Genomic DNA, 18676 nt, shown 5'->3' on the forward strand with positions numbered 1-18676 from the left:
CCGAGGCCGCCCGGCAGCAGGGCAGCGCCACGATGAGAGCGTGCTCCACGACCTCCTGCGCATCCCCATCACGGGCTCGACCGTCCTCGTACCGGTCGACGTGCTCGCCGCCGTCCTCGTCGTGTGGGCGCTCCTCGTCCGGCCGCGGTCGCTCGGCCGCGTCCTCGTCCGGATCGCCGCCCTCGGCGTCGGTGCGGTCGCCGGCCTGGCGCTCGTCTGGTGGTTCGGCGACGTCCAGGACGCGTTCGGTGTCGCGTTCACCTCGGTGACCCGGATGTGGGTCGCCCTGGCGTGCGCCGGGATCCTGCTGCTGGTCGTGCTGCTCGTGCAGGGCGGCTGGACGGGCCGGGTGGTCGCCGGGGCCGCTGCCGCGAGCCTGCTGCTCGCAGCGGGTCTCGGCATCAACGTCGACTTCGGCTTCTACAAGAACGTCGAGCAGGCCATCGCCACGAACCCCTACAAGACGCGGACCCTGGCGGAACGGGACCCCGCGGTCGAGCGGCTCGTCGACCTGCACGACTGGCACGCCCCGGCGGACATGCCGAAGGCGGGCGAGACGTTCAGCGTGACGATCCCCGGCACGATCTCGCATTTCCACGCCCGGAAGGCCGTGGTGTGGCTCCCGCCGGCCGCGCAGGTCCGGAACGCCCCGGCGCTGCCCGTGCTCGTCGCACTCTCCGGGCAACCCGGCGAACCGGCCGACCTCTTCCAGACCGGCGACATCGGCCGCTACCTTGACCGGTATGCAGCAGCGCACGACGGCCTCGCCCCGATCGTCGTCGCCCCGGACCAGCTCGGCGCTCCGAACCGCAACCCGATGTGCGTGGACTCCCGGCGGCTCGGGCGCAGCGAGACCTACGTCATGACGGACACCGTCGACTGGATCCGGAAGCACCTCGCGGTCGCCACGGCACCGACGGGCTGGGGCGTGCTCGGCTTCTCCGAGGGGGCCACCTGCGCGATGCAGTTCTCGTCCGCCCACCCCGACGTCTTCGGGTCCGCGCTGGCGATCTCGAGCGAGATCGCCCCGAAGAACGGCAGCCTGCAGCACACCATCGCCGTCGGCTTCGGCGGTTCCCGCTCCGCCTACGACGCCGCGACGCCGGTCGCCGAGATGCGTGCCCACGGCCGGTACGCCGACCACCTCGTCGTGTTCGGGGTGGGCGGGGACGACGCCCCGTACAAGGCGTCCACCGCCACGCTCCGTGCGGCGGCCGCGCGGGAGGGCATCGCCACGCAGCTGGTCGTCTCCCCAGGGTCGGCGCACGACTGGAACACGGTCCGCTACGTGCTCGCGCACGGCCTCCCACCGGTGCTCGAGCACCTCGGGCTCCCCGCGAGCGGACCGCTGTGAGCGGCGTCGCATCGGCAGTGGCGACGGTCCGCCGGGTCGTCGTCACCCGCCCGGTCACCACGGCGATCGTCCTGCTCGTGCTGGCGACCTCGACGCTCGCGTTCGTCCTCCGGCTGGAACACGGGGCGCACGCGACCGTGTTCGGTCCGTTCCGGGTCTTCGCGGCGTCGACCGGCGTGCTCGCCCTGCTGCTGACGCTCGCCGGGGTGGTCGTGCTCGTCGGGGCCTCGGAGCGGCTCATGGGGTCCTGGCGCACGGCACTGGCCTTCGTGGTCACGACCGTCGTCGGCACGGGCATCGCCGCGTTCGCCGTGCTCGTCGACCTCGACGGCAAGGGCGCCGTGCCGATGGTGCTCGGCCGGGCGACGAGCTTCGACCCCTGGACCGCCATCGTCGGCACGGTCGTCACCGCCAGCGCCTTCGCGGGGACGCTGTGGCGGCGGCGGATCCGGGTGAACGCCCTCGCCGTGGTCGCCGCCCTCCTGCTCTACGCCGGGCACGTCTCCGACCTGTCCGCCGTCCTCGCCGCGGCCGCCGGGTGGCTGCTCGGCGAACTCCTGCGCCGCACGCCGAAGCGGCAGGGCTGGGTGCGCAGCTCGCACCGCGAGATCCGGGTGCTGCTCGGTACCGCGGTGCTGGTGTCCGCCGTCGGCCCCGTCATCGCGCTGGTGTCCCGCGCGCGGGTGGGACTCCTCGCACCGATCGCCGCGGTCGTCGGCGCCGGCCCCGTCACCCCGGTGCGGGGCTGCCGTGCGGACGCGGTCGCGGGGGAGTGCCTCCGCGGGCTCCTGTCCTTCCGTGCGACCGACCCGTGGACCCTCGTGCTCGCCGTCGCGCCCCTGCTCGTGCTCGTCGTCGGCGGACTCGGACTCTTCCGCGGCAGTCGCTTCGCGGTGTGGCTCGTGGTCGTCGTCGACACGGTGACGGCGATCGCCGCCGCGATCACCTACGGCCTCGTCCAGGGGCGCGTCGTCGCGCAGCACGGCCTCGAGGACCAGTTCGTCACCGACGTGTCCATCGTCGCGTCGATCGTCGTCCCGCTCGGGACCGCGGTCGTCCTCGTCGTGCTGCGGCGGTCCTTCACGGTGCTCACCAGCCGCCGCCGCGTCGTCGCCTTCGCGGTCACCGTCGGTGCGGCCGCGGTCGGCATCGTCGTGGTGGTGCTGGTCGTCGCCGCGTCCTCGGCGCACCACGTCGAGGACCCCCTGCGGTTGGCGCTCGCCGCCCTCGGCCCGCTCGCACCGGTGAGCTTCTGGGACCGGCTCCCGTCGCTCGACCACGCGCTCCGGCTCGTGCTCGGGCTGAGCGGACCGGTGCTCTGGCTGGTCGTGGCGATCGCCGCCGTCCGGCCGACCGGGGCCGTCGAACCCGACACCGACGCCGACGCTGCACACGCCGACCGCGAGCGCGCCCGCGCCCTGCTCGTCGCCGGTGGCGGGGACGCGTTCGGCTGGATGACGACCTGGCAGGGCAACGCCTACTGGTTCGCCGAGGACGGTCGCGCCGGCGTCGCCTTCCGCCGGAACGGCCGCGTCGCGGTGACGGTCGGCGGGCCCTTCGGCTGGCCCGACGCCCGCACGGCGGCGATGACCGCGTTCGCCCGGTGGTGCGACGACAACGGCTGGACGGCGGTCTTCTACGGCATCGGCGCGGAGACCGCCGGGGTGCTCACCGCGCAGGGCTGGGCGACGCTCCCGGTGGCCGAGGACGCCGACTTCGACCCCCGGACGTGGACGACGAGCGGGAAGAAGAAGCAGGACGTCCGGACCTCGGTGAACAAGGCGGCGCGCGAGGGCCTCACCGCGACCTGGTCGAGCTGGCAGCAGCTGCCCGCGTCCACCACCCGGCAGATCGAGGCGATCTCCGAGGAGTGGGTCGCCGAGCGCGAGCTGCCCGAGATGGGGTTCACCCTGGGCGGGGTCGACGAGATGCGCGACCCGGCGGTGCGGACCCTCGTCGCGCAGGACCCCGAGGGCACGGTGCTCGCGGTCACGAGCTGGTTGCCGGGGTACCGGGACGGCCGGGTCGTCGCCTGGACGCTCGACGTCATGCGACGCACGCCCGCGGCACCGAACGGCGTGATGGAGTTCCTCGTCGCGAGTGCGGCCGACCGGATGCGCGAGGACGGCGTCGAGCGACTCAGCCTGTCCGCGGCCCCGCTCGCGCAGGCCGCCGAGGGCCCGCAGGCGAACGACGGCGTGCAGAGCCTGCTGGACCTGGTCGGCGGGGTCCTCGAGCCGGTGTACGGGTTCCGGTCGCTGCTGCGGTTCAAGCAGAAGTTCGGCCCCGAGCTGCACCCGCTGGTGCTCGCCTACCCGGACCCGGTCGCGCTGCCGGCGATCGGGATCGCGGTGGTGCGCGCGTACCTGCCGGACCTGTCGCTCCGGCAGGCGGTGGCGTTGGCGCGCGGGCGCGGCTGAGCAGACGGACCGACGGACGGTTCGGGAGGCGCGGCGCACCTCCGCCCCGCGGCCAGCGGGACCGGGTGGCGGACGCGGGTCGCGGGGTCGGCCGCACCGCGCCTCCTGGCCCGCAGCGCGGTCACGCGACGTCCGGTTACGCCCACGGAACCGGCGCAACGTGTCCGTCACCTGGGTGGGGTATCGTTCCCGGTACGCAAGCGCTCCGGGGTCGGTGCAAGTCCGAACCGGTGGTGACAGTCCACGAACTGATGACGGGTGCGAACCCGGCAGAGGTTGACCCGGTGGAACTCCGGGACCGACGGTGAAAGTCCGGATGGGAGGCGCGCTGGCGGACGAGACGTCCCACGATCCGTGGGCGCGACCCGTCCGTCGATGCCGACGATCGTCGAACGCCCCCGGAGTCCCGTTGAGAGGACACCAGTGTTCACCGGCATCATCGAGGAACTCGGCACCGTCACCGCCGTCGAGCAGCACGGCGACTCCGTCGCGCTCACCGTCCGCGGGCCCGTCGTCGTGCAGGACGCCCGGCACGGCGACTCCATCGCGACGAGCGGCGTCTGCCTGACCGTCGTCGAGCAGACCCCGGAGACCTTCACGGCCTTCGTCATGAAGCAGACGCTCGACATGAGCGCGCACGGGTCGCTCGCGGTCGGCGACCGGCTCAACCTCGAACGCGCGGCCTCGGTCGGCGACCGGCTCGGCGGGCACATCGTCCAGGGCCACGTCGACGGCACCGCCACCGTGCTCGAGACCGCGGACGGCGACGGCTGGCGGCGCGTCCGGTTCTCGCTCGCGCCGGACCTCAGCCCCCTGGTCGTCGACAAGGGCTCGATCGCGATCGACGGCGTCTCGCTGACGGTCAGCGCCGTGTCCTCTGAGGACACCCCGACCGCGGACGCCTGGTTCGAGGTGAGCCTCATCCCCGAGACGCTCGAGGCCACCACGCTCGGCGCCCGCGTGCCGGGGGACCGGGTGAACATCGAGACCGACGTCCTGGCCCGGCACGTCCGGCGGATGCTGCGGCTCGACGCGGCGGTGCGGCCGCTCGAGGGTGCCACGGGTCCGCTCGAGGGCGACGCGCGTCCGCTCACGGGTGCCACGCTCGGCCAGGAGGCACGGTGATGGTCGCCGGGGCACGCCCCGCCGCGCAGGCGGGTGCCTCCGGTGCGGTCGTCCCGGGATCGCTCGGGTTGTCGAGCGTCGACGAGGCCATCGCCGCCATCGCCGCCGGCCGCCCGGTGATCGTCGCCGACGACGAGGACCGCGAGAACGAGGGCGACGTCATCCTCTCCGCCGAACTCGCCACCCCCGAGTGGATCGCCTGGACGGTGGCGCACTCGTCGGGGTTCATCTGCGCACCGGTGAGCGTCGAGATCGCCGACGCACTCGATCTCCCGCCGATGGTCGCCCACAACGAGGACGTCCGTGGGACGGCCTACACCGTGACCGTGGACGCCGCCGTCGGGGTCACCACCGGCATCAGCGCCCACGACCGAGCGCACACGTTACGCGTCCTCGCCGACCCGGCGTCCGTGCGCGACGACCTGCACCGGCCCGGACACGTCGTGCCCCTGCGGGCCCGTCCGGGCGGGGTCCGCGAGCGTGCGGGCCACACCGAAGCCGCGATCGACCTGGTCACCGCCGCAGGGCTCCGGCCCGCCGCGGCGATCTGCGAGATCGTCGACGAGGACGGCGGCATGATGCGTCTGCCGGGACTCCTCGGACTCGGGGCACGCGCCGGCGTGCCCGTCATCACCATCGCCGCGCTCGCCGAGTGGCTCGACGCGGCAGACCGGGCAGCGGCGGAGTCCGCGCCCACGGAAGGAACGGCACGATGAGCGGAGCAGGCGCGGCGGACCGCGACCACGTCGACGGCAGCGGCATCCGGGTGGCGATCGTCGCCGGGCAGTGGCACGACGAGATCGCCGGGGGCCTCCTCGCCGGGGCGCAGCGCGAGGTCGAGCGGCTCGGGGCCACGGCGGAGGTCATCCCCGTCCCCGGGAGCTTCGAGCTGCCCGTGGTCGCGAAGGCCGCGCTCGAGGCCGGGTTCGACGCGGCGGTCGCCCTCGGCGTGATCATCCGCGGTGGGACCCCGCACTTCGAGTACGTCTCGGACGCGGCGACGAGCGGCCTCACCCGGGTCGCGATCGACGCCGGCAAGCCCGTCGGCTTCGGCGTGCTCACCCTGGACGACGAGCAGCAGGGCCTCGACCGTGCCGGGCTGCCCGGTTCGAAGGAGGACAAGGGAGCCGAGGCCGTGCACGCCGCCGTGTCGACCGTGGTGACCCTGCGCCGGCTGCGCGTGCTCGCGTAGTCGACCCGCGCCTCCTGGGCCGCCGCGCGTCAGCGCGTCGCTCCTACGTTCGCACAACCGAAGTCACCCCGCGCCACGCGATCACGTGGTGCGGGGTGGCTTCCGTTGTGCGAACGGCCCCGCACCTCTTCAGGTGCGGGGCCGTTCGTGAGCGGTGGTGCTGACTACCGCTTGCCGAACACGTGGATCGGCAGGAAGAAGGAGAGGCACATGAGCACGAGACCGCCCATGAAGATGAACGCCTGACCCGAGCTCACCTGGAACGCGAAGCCGAACAGGTACATCGAAACCAGCAGCAGCAGGATCGAGAAAACAGCGGCGATGACGCGGCCCACAGTGGTACCTCCGGAATCAGGCGGGTGGATCGGATCCAGTCTATCCCCAGGAGCGACGAACTCGGTTCACGCGCCGGGGCGGGTGGCGATCAGCCGGTCGACCACGGCGAGGAGCGGTTCCATGTCGACCGAGGCGCGATCCGGTCGGACCTCGCTGGCGGCGCCGAGGGACGCCGCGTGGTACAGCCCGTCGCCCATGAGCTTGATCGCCTGCGCCGTGGGGACGTCTCCGAGCGAGTCGACGAGCGTGGCCAGCCAGGCGTTCTCGGTCTCGTCGAGGGTGCGGCCCGCTTCTTCGTAGCCGGCCTGCTGCAGACGGCTCGCCGCGAGGAGGGCGAGGTCGAGCTCGCTGCCCACGAACTGGCAGTTCCGCACGAAGTAGCGGGCGGCGCCGTCCTCGGCGTCACGCATGCGCTCGACGTCGATGGCGGAGAGGTCGGACAGGCGCTCGCAGAGCCCCTCGACCAGGGCGGCCTTCGAGCCGAAGTGGTAGAGCAGTCCGCCCTTGGACACCCCGGCCCGGGCGGCCACGGCGTCGAGGGTCGCCGGACGCTCTCCTTCCTCGCACACGATGGCGACGAAGCTGTCCAGGACACGATCGCGGGCGCTTGCCATGCCGGAAGTCTGCCATGGGACGCGGGCGTGCCGCGTCCGGCGGGCGCGGAGCGGGCGCGGAGCGGGCGCGAAGCGGGCGCGGCGCAGGCGCCGTGGGCCATCCTCCACGGCGCCTGCGGGTCCGGTCAGCCCTTCAGCGCCCCCGCCGCGATGTTCGCGATGAAGTGCCTTGAGCCGATGATGAACACCCCGATGAGCGGGAACACGCTGATCACGGCGCCGGCCATCACCGAGCCGAGGTCGGTCGCGTTCACCGAGCTGAGCGAGGCGAGTGCCACCTGGAGCGTCTGCCCCTTCGGGTCGATCAGCACGATCAACGGCCACACGTAGTCGTTCCACGCCGTGATGAAGGTGAAGATGCCGAGGAACGCGAGGCCTCCGCGGAGCATCGGGACCGCGATCGACCACCAGGTGCGGAAGAACCCGGCGCCGTCCACGCGCGCGGAGTCGATGACCTCGTTCGGGATCGACCCGGTGGCGAACTGCCGCAGGAGGAAGATGCCGAACGCGTTCGCCGCCCCGGGGACGATGAGCGCCTGGAGTCCACCGATCCAGCCGAGGTGCGCCATGAGCACGAAGCTCGGCACGAGCGACAGGCTGCCGGGGACGAGGAACGTCGCCAGCATGACGGTGAACAGCGAGCGCTTGAACGGGAACTCGTACTTCGCGAAGGCGAACGCGGCCAGCGAGTCGAACAGCATGACCAGGACCGCGGTGCCGCCGGCGACGATGACGGTGTTGCCGAGCGCCCGCACCATGTCGACGCTGCTGAACACCGTGGCGAGGTTCTGCATGGTGTGGTCGCTGAACCACAGCGACGGCGGGTAGCCGAAGATCTGCGCGTTCGACGACGTCGACATGACGAGCAGCCAGTAGAACGGGAAGATCGACAGCACGACGCCGACGATGAGGCACAGGTGCGTGACGAGCCGTCCGACCCAGCCGTGCCTGAACCCCCGGCGGTGGTCGTCGGGCCGGTCGGTGACGGCGTTCGGCCGGCCGAGTGCGGCGGCGGTGTTCGTGGTGCGGGGTGCGGTGTCGGCGCTCATGCGCGGGGTCCCTTCGCGCTGGTCGTGACGGTGCGCGGGGTGCGCAGTCGCCGTGGGGTCTTGAGCCCGTCGCGCTCGCTGAGCAGTCGCCAGTTGATGATCGCGAAGACCACGGAGAAGAAGAACAGCACCCAGGCGATCGCCGAGCCGTACCCGAAGTCGAACTGGTTGAACGCCTGGTCGTACTGGTAGAGCACGATCGTCATGCCGGCCTCGTCAGGGCCACCGACCGCCTGCCCGTTGAACAGGATCTGCGGCTCGGTGAAGAGCCCGAGGCCACCGATGGTCGACGTGATGACGGTGAACAGGATGACCGGCCGCAGCATCGGGATCGTGATCCGCGTGAAGATCTGCCAGGTGTTCGCGCCGTCCACCTTCGCCGCGTCGTACAGCTCGGTCGAGATCGACTGCAGGCCGGCGAGGTAGATGATCGCGTTGTACCCGGTCCAGCGCCAGATGACCATGACCGCGATCGTGACCTTGATGCCCCAGTACGACGAGAGCCAGCCGACCGGGTCGGCACCGACGGCTCGGAGCGCGGCGTTGACGAGCCCGAACCCGTCCGAGAACACCGATCCGAACACGATCGCCATCGCGACCATGCTCGTCACGTTCGGGATGAAGAACGCGACCCGGTAGAACCCCTTCGCCCGGATGTTGCCGTGCAGCAGGAACGCGAGCACGAGGGCGAGGAACAGCATCGGGACGGTCGAGATGATCCAGATGATGAAGGTGTTCGAGACGGCGTTCCAGAACCGCGGGTCGGTCAGCAGGTACTGGTACTGCGCGAGACCGACGAACGCGGGGGAGCCGACACCGTCCCAGTCCGTGAACGACAGCACGATCGAGAAGACGATCGGGAACAGCCCGAACACGAGGAACAGCACGTAGAACGGCGCGATCGCCACGTACTGCGGCCAGAACCGGCGGAGGCTGAAGCGGTGCCCGGTCGCCGCGGTGGAGATCGAGGCGGTGGGGGCGCCCCCGACGACGGGGTTCGCGGTGGTGGCGGTCTTCTCGCGGATCGGCGCGCTCATGCCGACACCCCGCGCTTCGCCAGGACGCGGTCGGTCTGGTCGATGGCGTCCTGCCAGGCGCGCTCCGGGTCCTTGCCGCCGGACTCCACGTTCGTGATCTCGGTCGCGAAGGCACCGATGAACCGCTCCGAGTTCGAGATGTACGTCACGGGGACCTCCGGTGCGGCCTTGCTGAAGAAGTCGAGCGGGTTCTGGTCCCCGAAGAAGTCGCCGGGGTTGCGCATGATGCCGTTCTCGAACGACGCGGGTGTCGACGGGAAGAGCTGGATGTCGTTGTAGGTGTGGGACTGCACGTCCGCGCCGGTGATCCACTTGGCGAACGCCACCGCGGCCTCGGGGTTCTTCGACGTCTTGGGCACGGCCAGGAACGAACCGCCGCTGTTGCCCGGTCGTTCGGGCTGCCGGGCGATCCGCCACTTCCCGGACAGGTCCGGTGCCGTGTCGTGGATGATCTGCGTCCACCACGCCCCCTCGATCTGCCCGGCGACCCGACCCGCGACCCACCCGGCGTTCTGGTCGGTCCCGGACTGCAGGTTGCCGGTGATCCCGGCGTGGATCGACTCGACCGCGTTCTCCCAGGCCTTCCGGATCGAGCTGTCGTCGTCGTGGTAGAGCGGCTGGTCGTCACGGTCGAAGTACCGCGTGGGGCTCGCGGAGACGAACTGGTTGAAGAGCTGCGTCGCGGTGATGATCGTCGCGGCACCGGTCTTCTGCTTGATCTGCTTGCCGAAGGTCCGGAAGTCCGCCCAGGTCTGGATCGCCGCGCTCACCTCGTCCGGGTCGGTGGGGAGGTCGGCCTTCTGCAGCACGTCCTGGTTGTAGAAGAAGCCGGTGGGGCCGGTGTCGACGGGCCAGAAGCACTGCCGCCCGGACGGGGTCCGGCCGAGCGAGAGCTTCCAGTCGTAGTAGGCGGACTTCTCGGTGGCGGAGGGATCGAAGTCGGTGAAGAGGTCCTCGTCGGGGAAGTAGAGCCAGCAGTTCGAGTTCACCATGAGGACGTCGGGGATGAACGCGTTCCCGGCGAGGGCGGTCCGGAACTTGGTGTCGTACGACGCCCCGCCGATGAGGTCCGGCCGCAGCCGCATCGGTTCGTGGCCGCTGATGCCCCCGGCCGCCTGCTTCAGGAACTTCGGGTCGAGGGACCGGTTCCAGTACCAGAGGACGAGTTCGTCCGGGTCCTTTGAGATCGCGGTGCCGGTGGAACACCCGGCGAGGAGGGCCGTGGTGGCGAGTGCGCCGAAGGCGCCTGCGCCGGCGAGGAACCCCCGCCGGCTGAGACTGTGCGTTGCTGCTGTCACTGGTGTGCCTGCTCTCGTCGTTGAGATGCGGAACCGTTGAGCGCTCGACCGTGAACGCTCACGAAGTGGTCAGAGCATGCCCCGGCCGACACGCCGTGTCAAGCATCTGCATCGTTGCAGGTGCGGAGACGGACGGGTACGGTCGTCGGGACCGTGAAGGTTCACGACACGATAGGGATCCGCATGTCAGCGCAGACCGCGACCACCGCCAGCAGCACCTCCTCGACGGGGCACGACGCCCCCGGCTGGGCCGTCCTCGGCCCCGGTGGGATCGCCCGCCGCTTCCTCTCCCAGCTCCCCTCGAGCGGCGTCGGGGCCACCCTCGTCGCGGCCGGCAGCTCGTCGGCGGAGCGAGCGGGAGCGTTCGCTGCCGAGGCTGCCGAGCACGGGTTCGCCGACGTCGCCGCGGCCACCTACGACGAGGTGCTCGCCGACCCGCGCGTCGACGCCGTCTACGTCTCGACGGTCCACACCGGGCACGCGGCGCTCGTCCTCGCGGCGCTCGCGGCGGGCAAGGCGGTCCTCTGCGAGAAGCCGCTCTCGCCGAACCACGGCACGTCCATGGCGCTCGCCGATGCCGCACGCCAGGCCGGCCTGCCCCTCGTCGAGGCGTACATGTACCGCTTCCACCCGCAGACCGCGGCCCTGCTCGACCTCGTCCGGCAGGGTGCGATCGGTACCGTCACGCACGTCGACGCCTCGTTCGCGTTCCGGGCGGGCAGCCGGTCCGGCCGACTCTTCGACGTCGACACGGCCGGCGGCGGGATCCTCGACGTGGGCGGCTACCCGGTGACGATGACGGCCGCGATCGTGCAGGCCGCGACCGGCGTGGCCGTCGCCGAGCCCACCGAGCTCACCGCCACCGGGACCGTCGGCCCGACCGGCGTCGACGAGTGGACGGTGGCACAGCTCAGCTACACCGGCGGGATCACCGCGAACCTCCGGACCGGCGTCCGGGTGCAGGACGACAACGCCGTGGTCGTCCACGGCACCACGGGGAAGATCACGCTCACCGACCCGTGGACCCTCGGCGACGACCCCACGATCGAGATCAGCACGGTGGACGAGGACCCGCGCACGCTGTCCTTCGCCGGGGCGCACCCCTACGCCCTCGAGGCCGACGCCACCACGGCGGCCCTCGCGGCCGGTCGTGTCGACGCCCCCGAGTTCACCCTCGACGAGTCGCTCGCCACCGCCCGGACGCTCGACAAGTGGCGTGCCGCGATCGGTCTGCGCTTCCCGTTCGAGGCCGAGACCGCCGACATCCCGACCGTCAGCGGCCGACCCCTCACGGTCGCCGCGCACGAGCCGGACCGTGCCGACAACCCGATGCGCTACGGCGAGGTCGCGGGTGTCGGCAAGCGCATGTCCCGACTGGTGATGGGTGTCGACAACCAGCCCGACCTGGCGCACGCGAGCGCGATCTTCGACCTGTTCGTGGAGCAGGGCGGCAACGTGTTCGACACCGGCTACATCTACGGCGGGGGCGTGCTCGAGGGTCGGCTCGGCAAGTGGATCCAGAACCGCGGCGTCCGCGAGGACGTGGTCGTGATCACCAAGGGCGCGCACACGCCGTACTGCGACCCGGAGTCCCTCACCCGGCAGCTGCTCGAGAGCCTCGAGCGCCAGGGCACCGACTACGCGGACATCTACATGATGCACCGCGACAACACGGACATCCCGGTGGGGGAGTTCGTCGACGTCCTCGACGAGCACCGTCGTGCCGGCCGCATCCGCGTGTACGGCGGCTCGAACTGGACCCCTGCCCGGTTCGACGAGGCGAACGCCTACGCCCGCGCGAACGGCAAGCACGAGTTCGAGGTGCTGAGCAACCACTTCGGGCTGGCCGAGGCGTACGACGTGCCGTGGGCCGGCTGCGAGCACGCCACCGACGCGGCGTCGAAGCAGTGGCTCGAGGAGCGCCAGGTGCCCCTGCTGCCCTGGTCCTCGCAGGCGCGTGGGTTCTTCACCGGCCGGGCCAAGCCCGAGGACACGAGCGACGCCGAACTCGTGCGCTGCTACTACAGCGACGAGAACTTCGAGCGGCTGCGCCGTGCGTCGGAGCTCGGCGAGCGGTTCGGCGTCCCCGCGACGGCGATCGCCCTGGCGTACGTGCTGCACCAGCCGTTCCCGACGTTCCCGCTCTTCGGACCGCGTACGATCGCGGAAGCCCGGTCGTCCATGACCGGCCTCTCCGTCGACCTCACTCCGGAACAGGTGGCATGGCTGGACCTCCGCGACTGACCGAACCCGTTCCCGCACCCGGCGGCCGGGCGACGATCATCGACGTCGCCGCGGCCGCCGGGGTGTCCCGGCAGACCGTCACCCGGGCGATGAACGGCATGTCCGGCATCAGCGCGGCGACGAAGGAACGGGTCCTCGCCGCCGCGGAGCGCCTCGACTACCGGCCGTCGCGCTTCGGCCGCGGGCTCGTCACGGGTGGCGACCACCAGCTCGGCCTCGTCGTGAACGACCTGCGCAACCCCTACACGCCGCAGCTCGCCTCGGCCGTCTTCCGACTCGCCGCCGAGCAGGGCTGGAACGTCATGCTCGCCGACGTCGACCTCGCGAGCGACGCCGACCGGATGGTGCAGGCGCTCGGGTCGCAGACGGACGTCGTCATCGGGTACCTCGGCTCCCGTCGCGACCGGTGGCGCGAGCTCCTCGGCACCGTGCCGATGGTCGAGCTCGACCCGTACTCGGAGCCACCGACCGCAGCCGTCTGGATCGACCCCGCCGACGCGATCGAGGTCCTCGCCGACCACCTCGTCGCCACCGGGGTCCGGCACCCGGTCGTGCTCGACAACTCCTCGCCGGAGCACACGAGTGTCCGCGGCATCCTCATGATGGACGCCCTCCAGCGGCGCGGGTACCTGCCCGAGCTCGTGCACGCGGAGCACGGCACGGCGGAGTGCGGCGCCGAGGAGACGACACGGATCCTCCGGCGACGCCGACGACAGGACGCGATCCTCGCCTTCAACGACGTGATGGCGCTCGGTGTCCTGCAGGCCTGTCGGCGGGCGGGCGTCGACGTCCCGCGGGAGCTCCGGGTCGTCGGCGTCGACGGCCTGCCGCTCGGCTCGCTCGTCTCGCCGACGCTCACCACGTTGGCGGTGGACCTCGACGAGGTCGCGCGTGAGGCGCTCGACCTCGCCCTCGGCATGCTCGCCGGCGAGCTGCCGCGGCAGGGTGACGCGGTGCAGCGCACGGTGCGGCACCGCCTGCTCCTGCGCGAGTCGGCCTGACGACGCGGCCCACGAGACAGCGCGACCGGAGGACGGACGGGAGGCGCGGTGCGGGCCCGCACCGCGCCTCCCGTCCGTCTTCAGTTGCATTTGCAACCATTACCGTCCAGACGGTACACTAACGGAGTCCTGACGGGATGCGTGCACACCCCGCGTCCCGTCCGGTCCGTTCGTCAGTTCCGCCGTCGACCTGGTCCGGCTCGAAGTCCCTGGAGTCACCGTGTCCGCCCTGCTCACCAGCCCGATCCCCACTGCCGCCACCGGCAGTCGCGCCCGCCGGTTCGCCGCCCTCGCGGTGCTCATGCTGCCCGTCCTCCTCATCTCGGTGGACAACACGGTCCTGAGCTTCGCGCTGCCGTCGATCTCGCGCGCGCTGAACCCGGACGCCACCACGCAGCTCTGGATCGTCGACGCGTACCCGCTCGTCCTCGCCGGCCTCCTCGTCGTGATGGGCAGCATCGGTGACCGCATCGGCCGCCGTCGGATCCTCGTCGTCGGCGCCACCGGCTTCGCGCTCTTCTCCGTCGCCGCGGCCTTCGCGACCGACGCCTGGATGCTCGTCGCCGCACGGATCGTCATGGGCGTCTTCGGCGCGATGCTCATGCCGGCGACCCTCTCGATCATCCGCAACGTCTTCGTCCACGCGGGGGAGCGGCGGATGGCGCTCGCCGTCTGGTCCACCATGTTCGCGGCGGGCAACGCACTCGGGCCGCTCGTCGGCGGCGTGCTGCTCGCGCACTTCCACTGGGGCGCGGTGTTCCTCGTCGCGGTGCCGATCCTCGTCGTGATGCTCGTCGCCGTGCCGTTCTGCGTGCCGGAGTCCCGTGACCCGAACCCGGGGCCGGTCGACGTGCCGAGCATGTTCCTGTCGCTCGGCGCCCTCGCCCCGATCGCGTGGGCGATCAAGTCCGTCGTGCACCCCGAGGAGCGCGGCTTCGCGATCGCGATGCTCGCCGTCGGCGTCCTGTGCGGCATCGCGTTCGTCCGTCGGCAGCTCCGCTCGCGGACCCCGATGCTCGACCTCCGGCTGTTCCGGAGCACGGCGTTCACCGGCAGCGTGCTCATGAACATGGCGGCGATGTTCTCGCTGACCGGGTTCCTGTTCTTCATCGCACAGCACCTGCAGCTCGTCGCCGGCCTCGACCCCTTCGCGTCCGGCATGGTGCTGGTGCCGGGGTCGGTCCTCACGATCGTGGCGGGGCTCGTCGTCGTGCCGATCGTCGCCCGGGTCGCTCCGCGCTGGGTCGTCGCCGTGTCGCTGCTGTTCTCGGCGGCCGCCTACGCGATGGTCGCGGTCCTCGGGCACCACGCCTCGATCGTGGCGCTGGCGTTCGCGTTCGTGCTGCTCGGGATCGGGATCGGTGCCTCGGAGACGGTGACGAACGACCTCATCATCTCGACGGCGCCGGCGGACAAGGCCGGTGCGGCGTCGGCGATGTCCGAGACGGCGTACGAGATCGGTGCCGTGCTGGGGACCGCGGTGCTCGGGACGATCCTGGCCACGGCCTACCGGGCGCACGTCGTCGTGCCGGACGGGCTGTCCTCGTCGGCGCACACCGCCGCGCAGGAGACCCTCGGCGGAGCGGTGTCGGCGGCGTCGTCCCTCGGCGGGTCGGCGGGGCAGGCGCTGCTCGAGTCGGCGCGGGCCGCGTTCGACTCCGGCGTCACGGTGACGGCGGGGGTGGCCGCGCTCCTGATGGTGGTCGCGGCCGCCGGTGCCGTCGTCATGCTCAAGCGCCGGTAGCGCCGCGCCGCGCCGCCGCGGGCGCCGCCGCGCCGCGCCGCGCCGCGGCGCCGCTTGGTGAGCAGAAATGGTCGGGTCGCCGCGAGCGACCCGACCATTTCTGCTCACGAAGTCGGGCCCGCACCGCCGCACCCCGCGTCACGCGGGGTCACACGGCACGCCCGGGATCGACCGAACCTGGGAATCGTTGACCTCAACCATGGTTCAGGTCATACGTTGGGACATGGCCGCGGAGCCGCGGCCCTCCCCATCGAAGGAACGACCACGACTCCCATGCCCGACGCAGCACCGGCGAACATCGCGGACGCCTACAAGGCCGCCTTCCGTGGACACCCGGCCGGTGTCGCCGTCATCACCGCCGAAGGCCCCGACGGTCCGACCGGCCTCACCGCATCGAGCGTCGCGAGCGTGGCGATCGACCCGCCCGTGCTCGTGTTCTCGCTGTCCACGAACTCCGGGTCAGCCGGGGTCGTGCTCGGCGCCCCGATCTTCGTGGTGCACCTCGTCGACTCGCTCGGCGTCGCCCTCGCCCGTCGCTTCGCCTCCACCGGCAGCCCCGCCGCGGACGACCCGATCTGGGGCACCCTGCCGTCGGGGGACCGCTACCTGCCGAGTGCCGCGAGCGCCCTGCGCTGCCGGCCCCTCTCGACCACGCCGATCGGCTCGTCGACCGTCGTCGTCGCCGAGGTCCTCGACATCGTCGTCGGCCTCGAGCGGGGCGAGCCGCTGGTCTACCACAACCGGGAATTCCACTCCCTCACCGATCGTTCCCGGCTCTCGTGAGCCGCGGAGCACCATCCGCACACCACTGATCGAAAGGAACTCACATGGCTGAGTACACCCTGCCGGAGCTGCCGTACGACTACGCCGCACTCGAGCCGCACATCAGCGGCAAGATCATGCAGCTGCACCACGACAAGCACCACCAGACCTACGTGACGGGTGCGAACACCGCGCTCGAGCAGCTCGCCGAGGCCCGTGAGTCCGGCAACCTGGCGAACGTCAACAAGCTCGAGAAGGACCTCGCGTTCAACCTCGGTGGCCACGTCAACCACTCGATCTTCTGGACCAACCTCGGCCCGGACACGAAGGTCCCCGAGGGCGAGCTCGCCGCGGCGATCGACGAGTTCTTCGGCTCGTTCGAGAAGTTCCAGGCCCAGTTCACCGCCGTCGCCACGGGCATCCAGGGCTCCGGCTGGTCCGTCCTCGCCTGGGACACCGTCGGCCAGAAGCTGACCACGTTCCAGCTGTTCGACCAGCAGGCCAACGTGCCGTTCGGTCTCGTGCCGATCTTCATGCTCGACATGTGGGAGCACGCCTTCTACCTCGACTACCTCAACGTCAAGGCGGACTACGTCAAGGCCGTGTGGAACATCGTCGACTGGGAGAACGTCGCCGCGCGTTTCGCGAACGCGAAGTCGCAGAGCTTCGTCACCCTCTGAGGCGGGCGCAGCGGGTCACGGTGGTGACCCGGTGAACGACGGGAGGCGCGGTGCCGGCTGGCACCGCGCCTCCCGTCGTTCGTCGGTGCGCGTCGACTGCTCAGGCCGACTGGAAGTGGGCCCCGGCGACCAGCTTGTGCGCGATCGCGCGCAGCGCGGCGTCGGGCGTCGCCCGCTCGCGGTCGACGATCGTGCCCCACTGCACGCCCCGAGCCGCGAGGACGGCACCGCGGGCCGCCCGTTCGGCATCCACCGCGCCGTAGCCGTGTTCGGCGCACCAGGCGGCGATCGCGCTCACCTGCGCGCGGTGGAAGGTGCGCTCGCGATCACGGCCGTCGAGCGACTCGACCGATCCGAGCTCGAAGGTGAGCCGGGCGGCGAGGGAGCGCTCGGGGTCGTCGAGTCCGCCGAACACCGCGATGAGGTAGTCGGTCAGCCCGAGGTCGTCGGCGCCGGGGTCGAGCGTGACGTCGGAGACCGATTCCGCCAGGTGGTCCACCACGGCGTCGATCAGGGCTTCGCGCGTGCCGAAGTGGTACACGATCGGGTACGCGCTCGTCCCGAGCACCCGGCCGAGGCTACGGACGGAGACGTCCTCGAGCTTGGTGTCCTGCAGGTGCTCGGCCACCTTCGCGATGATCGCCGGCTTGAGTGTCGGGTCGGGCTTGCGGGGCATGGCGTCTCCAACGAGCGTGATGGGCAGTACGCGACCGTTCACATACGATCACAGAGTATATTACTGGCGATCGCCGGGAAACAGCCGGGAATCCATAACGGGTGCAAGGGATTTGTGGCGAGAAGCGGAGTTTTACTCGATTCCACGTAGGATGGGGCCGATGTCCATGCCTCCAGAGCGCCCTGTGGCCCCGTCGCGCCCCGAGGCACCCCGTGCCGGGCGGGCGGTCGCCGGACGCCGTCGCGGGGCGGGGAAGCGCTTCCTCGTCGTCGGCGACGTCCTGGACGGGGTGCTCGTGCACACCACGGCCGCGAGCATGGGTGCACACGACCCGGCCGCGGTCATCCGGCACCGACCGGTCGGCGCCGCGGGCAACACCGCGACGTGGCTCGGCTGGCTCGGCGCCGACGTGGACCTGGTGGGGCGGGTCGGCGTCGACGACGTCTACCGGCACGAGCGATCGCTCGCCGACGCCGGCGTCCGCGCGCACATCCGCTACGACGCCCGGACCGCGACCGGCGCCGTCGTGTCCGTGCGGAACGGCAGCGGTCGGACCGCGATGTCCGATCCCGCAGCGAGCGGGGTGCTGTCGGCGGAGGACCTGCCGGTCGACCTCGTGGCGCGCGCGGACATCGTGCACCTGACCGGCTCGGCGATGCTCGGCGGAGGCGGTCCGGACCGCATCGCGGCACTCGTCGCCCGGGCCCGGTCCGGTTCCGCCCGGGTGTCCCTCGACCCCTCGTCCGCCGCGGTGGTGCGTGCGGTCGGTGCGTCGGAGTTCCTCGAGGCGCTCTCCGGCCTCGATGCCCTCTTCCCGAGTGAGGACGAAGCCCTCGCGCTGACCGGAGCCCCCACCGTCACGGAGGCGATCGAAGCGCTCGCCGACCGCGTGCCCCTGGTCGTGGTGACCATGGGGACCGAGGGCGTCCTGCTCGGGCGGCGTGGTCGGACGCCGCAGCGGGTGCCGATCACGCCGGCGACGGTGGTGGACACGCTCGGCGCCGGGGACGCGTTCGCGGCGGGGTTCCTCCGTGCGTGGGCGACCGATCCGGTGCGGGTCGCGGCGGCTGCGCGCGAGGGCACGCGGGTCGCGGCGCGGGCGCTCGGGTTCGTGGGCGGGCGTCCGCCGGTCTGACGCTCGCGC

17 protein-coding genes and 1 riboswitch are annotated in these 18676 nt (G+C 71.7%); of the genes, 11 read left to right on the forward strand and 6 right to left on the reverse strand.

Going from position 1 to position 18676, the window contains the following annotated elements:
* Positions 1 to 40 precede the first annotated feature (40 nt).
* The 5 genes from JSX79_RS11430 to ribH all read left to right on the forward strand — a co-directional run bounded on the left by JSX79_RS11430 (position 41) and on the right by ribH (position 6091).
* On the forward strand, positions 41 to 1354 hold the full coding sequence (locus tag JSX79_RS11430; protein WP_229086323.1) for an esterase family protein: 1314 nt from the start codon (positions 41 to 43) through the stop codon (positions 1352 to 1354).
* Positions 1351 to 3774, forward strand: a complete 2424-nt coding sequence (locus JSX79_RS11435) for a bifunctional lysylphosphatidylglycerol flippase/synthetase MprF (protein WP_229086325.1) — start codon at positions 1351 to 1353, stop codon at positions 3772 to 3774. Before JSX79_RS11430 ends, JSX79_RS11435 begins: the two co-directional genes overlap by 4 nt.
* Positions 3775 to 3971: 197 nt before the next feature.
* Positions 3972 to 4106: riboswitch (FMN riboswitch) on the forward strand.
* A gap of 91 nt (positions 4107 to 4197) precedes the next feature.
* Positions 4198 to 4899, forward strand: coding sequence for a riboflavin synthase (locus tag JSX79_RS11440; protein WP_229086328.1), 702 nt, complete (start codon positions 4198 to 4200; stop codon positions 4897 to 4899).
* Positions 4899 to 5615, forward strand: coding sequence for a 3,4-dihydroxy-2-butanone-4-phosphate synthase (ribB, locus tag JSX79_RS11445; RefSeq protein ID WP_092386299.1), 717 nt, complete (start codon positions 4899 to 4901; stop codon positions 5613 to 5615). Before JSX79_RS11440 ends, ribB begins: the two co-directional genes overlap by 1 nt.
* Positions 5612 to 6091 carry a 6,7-dimethyl-8-ribityllumazine synthase gene (ribH, locus tag JSX79_RS11450; protein ID WP_070418333.1) on the forward strand — a complete coding sequence of 160 codons (480 nt, stop codon included), beginning with the start codon at positions 5612 to 5614 and terminating at the stop codon, positions 6089 to 6091. Before ribB ends, ribH begins: the two co-directional genes overlap by 4 nt.
* A gap of 164 nt (positions 6092 to 6255) precedes the next feature.
* Here the strand turns inward: ribH and JSX79_RS11455 are convergent, their stop codons facing one another.
* The 5 genes from JSX79_RS11455 to JSX79_RS11475 all read right to left on the reverse strand — a co-directional run bounded on the left by JSX79_RS11455 (position 6256) and on the right by JSX79_RS11475 (position 10425).
* Entirely contained in the window at positions 6256 to 6426 is a 171-nt protein-coding gene (locus JSX79_RS11455; RefSeq protein ID WP_156794867.1) for a hypothetical protein, read from the reverse strand.
* Positions 6427 to 6492: 66 nt separating this feature from the next.
* Positions 6493 to 7041, reverse strand: coding sequence for a TetR/AcrR family transcriptional regulator (locus tag JSX79_RS11460; protein ID WP_070418334.1), 549 nt, complete (start codon positions 7039 to 7041; stop codon positions 6493 to 6495).
* A 125-nt stretch (positions 7042 to 7166) separates the two neighbouring features.
* The gene (locus JSX79_RS11465; protein WP_229086331.1) at positions 7167 to 8090 is read right to left on the reverse strand and encodes a carbohydrate ABC transporter permease; all 924 of its coding nucleotides are present in this window, start codon (positions 8088 to 8090) and stop codon (positions 7167 to 7169) included.
* A complete protein-coding gene (locus JSX79_RS11470) occupies positions 8087 to 9127 on the reverse strand; it encodes a carbohydrate ABC transporter permease (protein WP_083403485.1) in 1041 nt (346 codons plus the stop codon). Before JSX79_RS11470 ends, JSX79_RS11465 begins: the two co-directional genes overlap by 4 nt.
* A complete protein-coding gene (locus JSX79_RS11475; RefSeq protein ID WP_229086334.1) occupies positions 9124 to 10425 on the reverse strand; it encodes an ABC transporter substrate-binding protein in 1302 nt (433 codons plus the stop codon). The genes JSX79_RS11470 and JSX79_RS11475 overlap by 4 nt, the downstream gene beginning before the upstream one ends.
* Positions 10426 to 10608: 183 nt before the next feature.
* Here JSX79_RS11475 and JSX79_RS11480 point away from each other — a divergent pair, with 183 nt between their 5' ends.
* The 5 genes from JSX79_RS11480 to JSX79_RS11500 all read left to right on the forward strand — a co-directional run bounded on the left by JSX79_RS11480 (position 10609) and on the right by JSX79_RS11500 (position 16856).
* The gene (locus JSX79_RS11480) at positions 10609 to 12669 is read left to right on the forward strand and encodes an aldo/keto reductase (protein ID WP_229086337.1); all 2061 of its coding nucleotides are present in this window, start codon (positions 10609 to 10611) and stop codon (positions 12667 to 12669) included.
* The gene (locus tag JSX79_RS11485) at positions 12648 to 13670 is read left to right on the forward strand and encodes a LacI family DNA-binding transcriptional regulator (RefSeq protein ID WP_071296384.1); all 1023 of its coding nucleotides are present in this window, start codon (positions 12648 to 12650) and stop codon (positions 13668 to 13670) included. The genes JSX79_RS11480 and JSX79_RS11485 overlap by 22 nt, the downstream gene beginning before the upstream one ends.
* 220 nt (positions 13671 to 13890) lie before the next feature.
* A complete protein-coding gene (locus tag JSX79_RS11490; protein ID WP_229086339.1) occupies positions 13891 to 15414 on the forward strand; it encodes an MFS transporter in 1524 nt (507 codons plus the stop codon).
* Positions 15415 to 15687: 273 nt separating this feature from the next.
* Positions 15688 to 16197, forward strand: coding sequence for a flavin reductase family protein (locus tag JSX79_RS11495; RefSeq protein ID WP_070418339.1), 510 nt, complete (start codon positions 15688 to 15690; stop codon positions 16195 to 16197).
* A gap of 44 nt (positions 16198 to 16241) precedes the next feature.
* On the forward strand, positions 16242 to 16856 hold the full coding sequence (locus tag JSX79_RS11500; protein WP_070418340.1) for a superoxide dismutase: 615 nt from the start codon (positions 16242 to 16244) through the stop codon (positions 16854 to 16856).
* Between the two features lie 100 nt (positions 16857 to 16956).
* On the opposite strand, the gene JSX79_RS11505 is transcribed toward JSX79_RS11500, so the two are convergent.
* Positions 16957 to 17532, reverse strand: coding sequence for a TetR/AcrR family transcriptional regulator (locus tag JSX79_RS11505; protein ID WP_229086342.1), 576 nt, complete (start codon positions 17530 to 17532; stop codon positions 16957 to 16959).
* A gap of 160 nt (positions 17533 to 17692) precedes the next feature.
* Here JSX79_RS11505 and JSX79_RS11510 point away from each other — a divergent pair, with 160 nt between their 5' ends.
* Positions 17693 to 18667 (forward strand): carbohydrate kinase family protein, encoded by a 975-nt coding sequence (locus JSX79_RS11510; protein ID WP_229086345.1) that lies wholly within the window; start codon positions 17693 to 17695, stop codon positions 18665 to 18667.
* Positions 18668 to 18676: the final 9 nt, after the last annotated feature.

It is taken from the genome of Curtobacterium sp. GD1, assembly GCF_020882855.1.
Taxonomy (GTDB): Bacteria; Actinomycetota; Actinomycetes; order Actinomycetales; family Microbacteriaceae; genus Curtobacterium.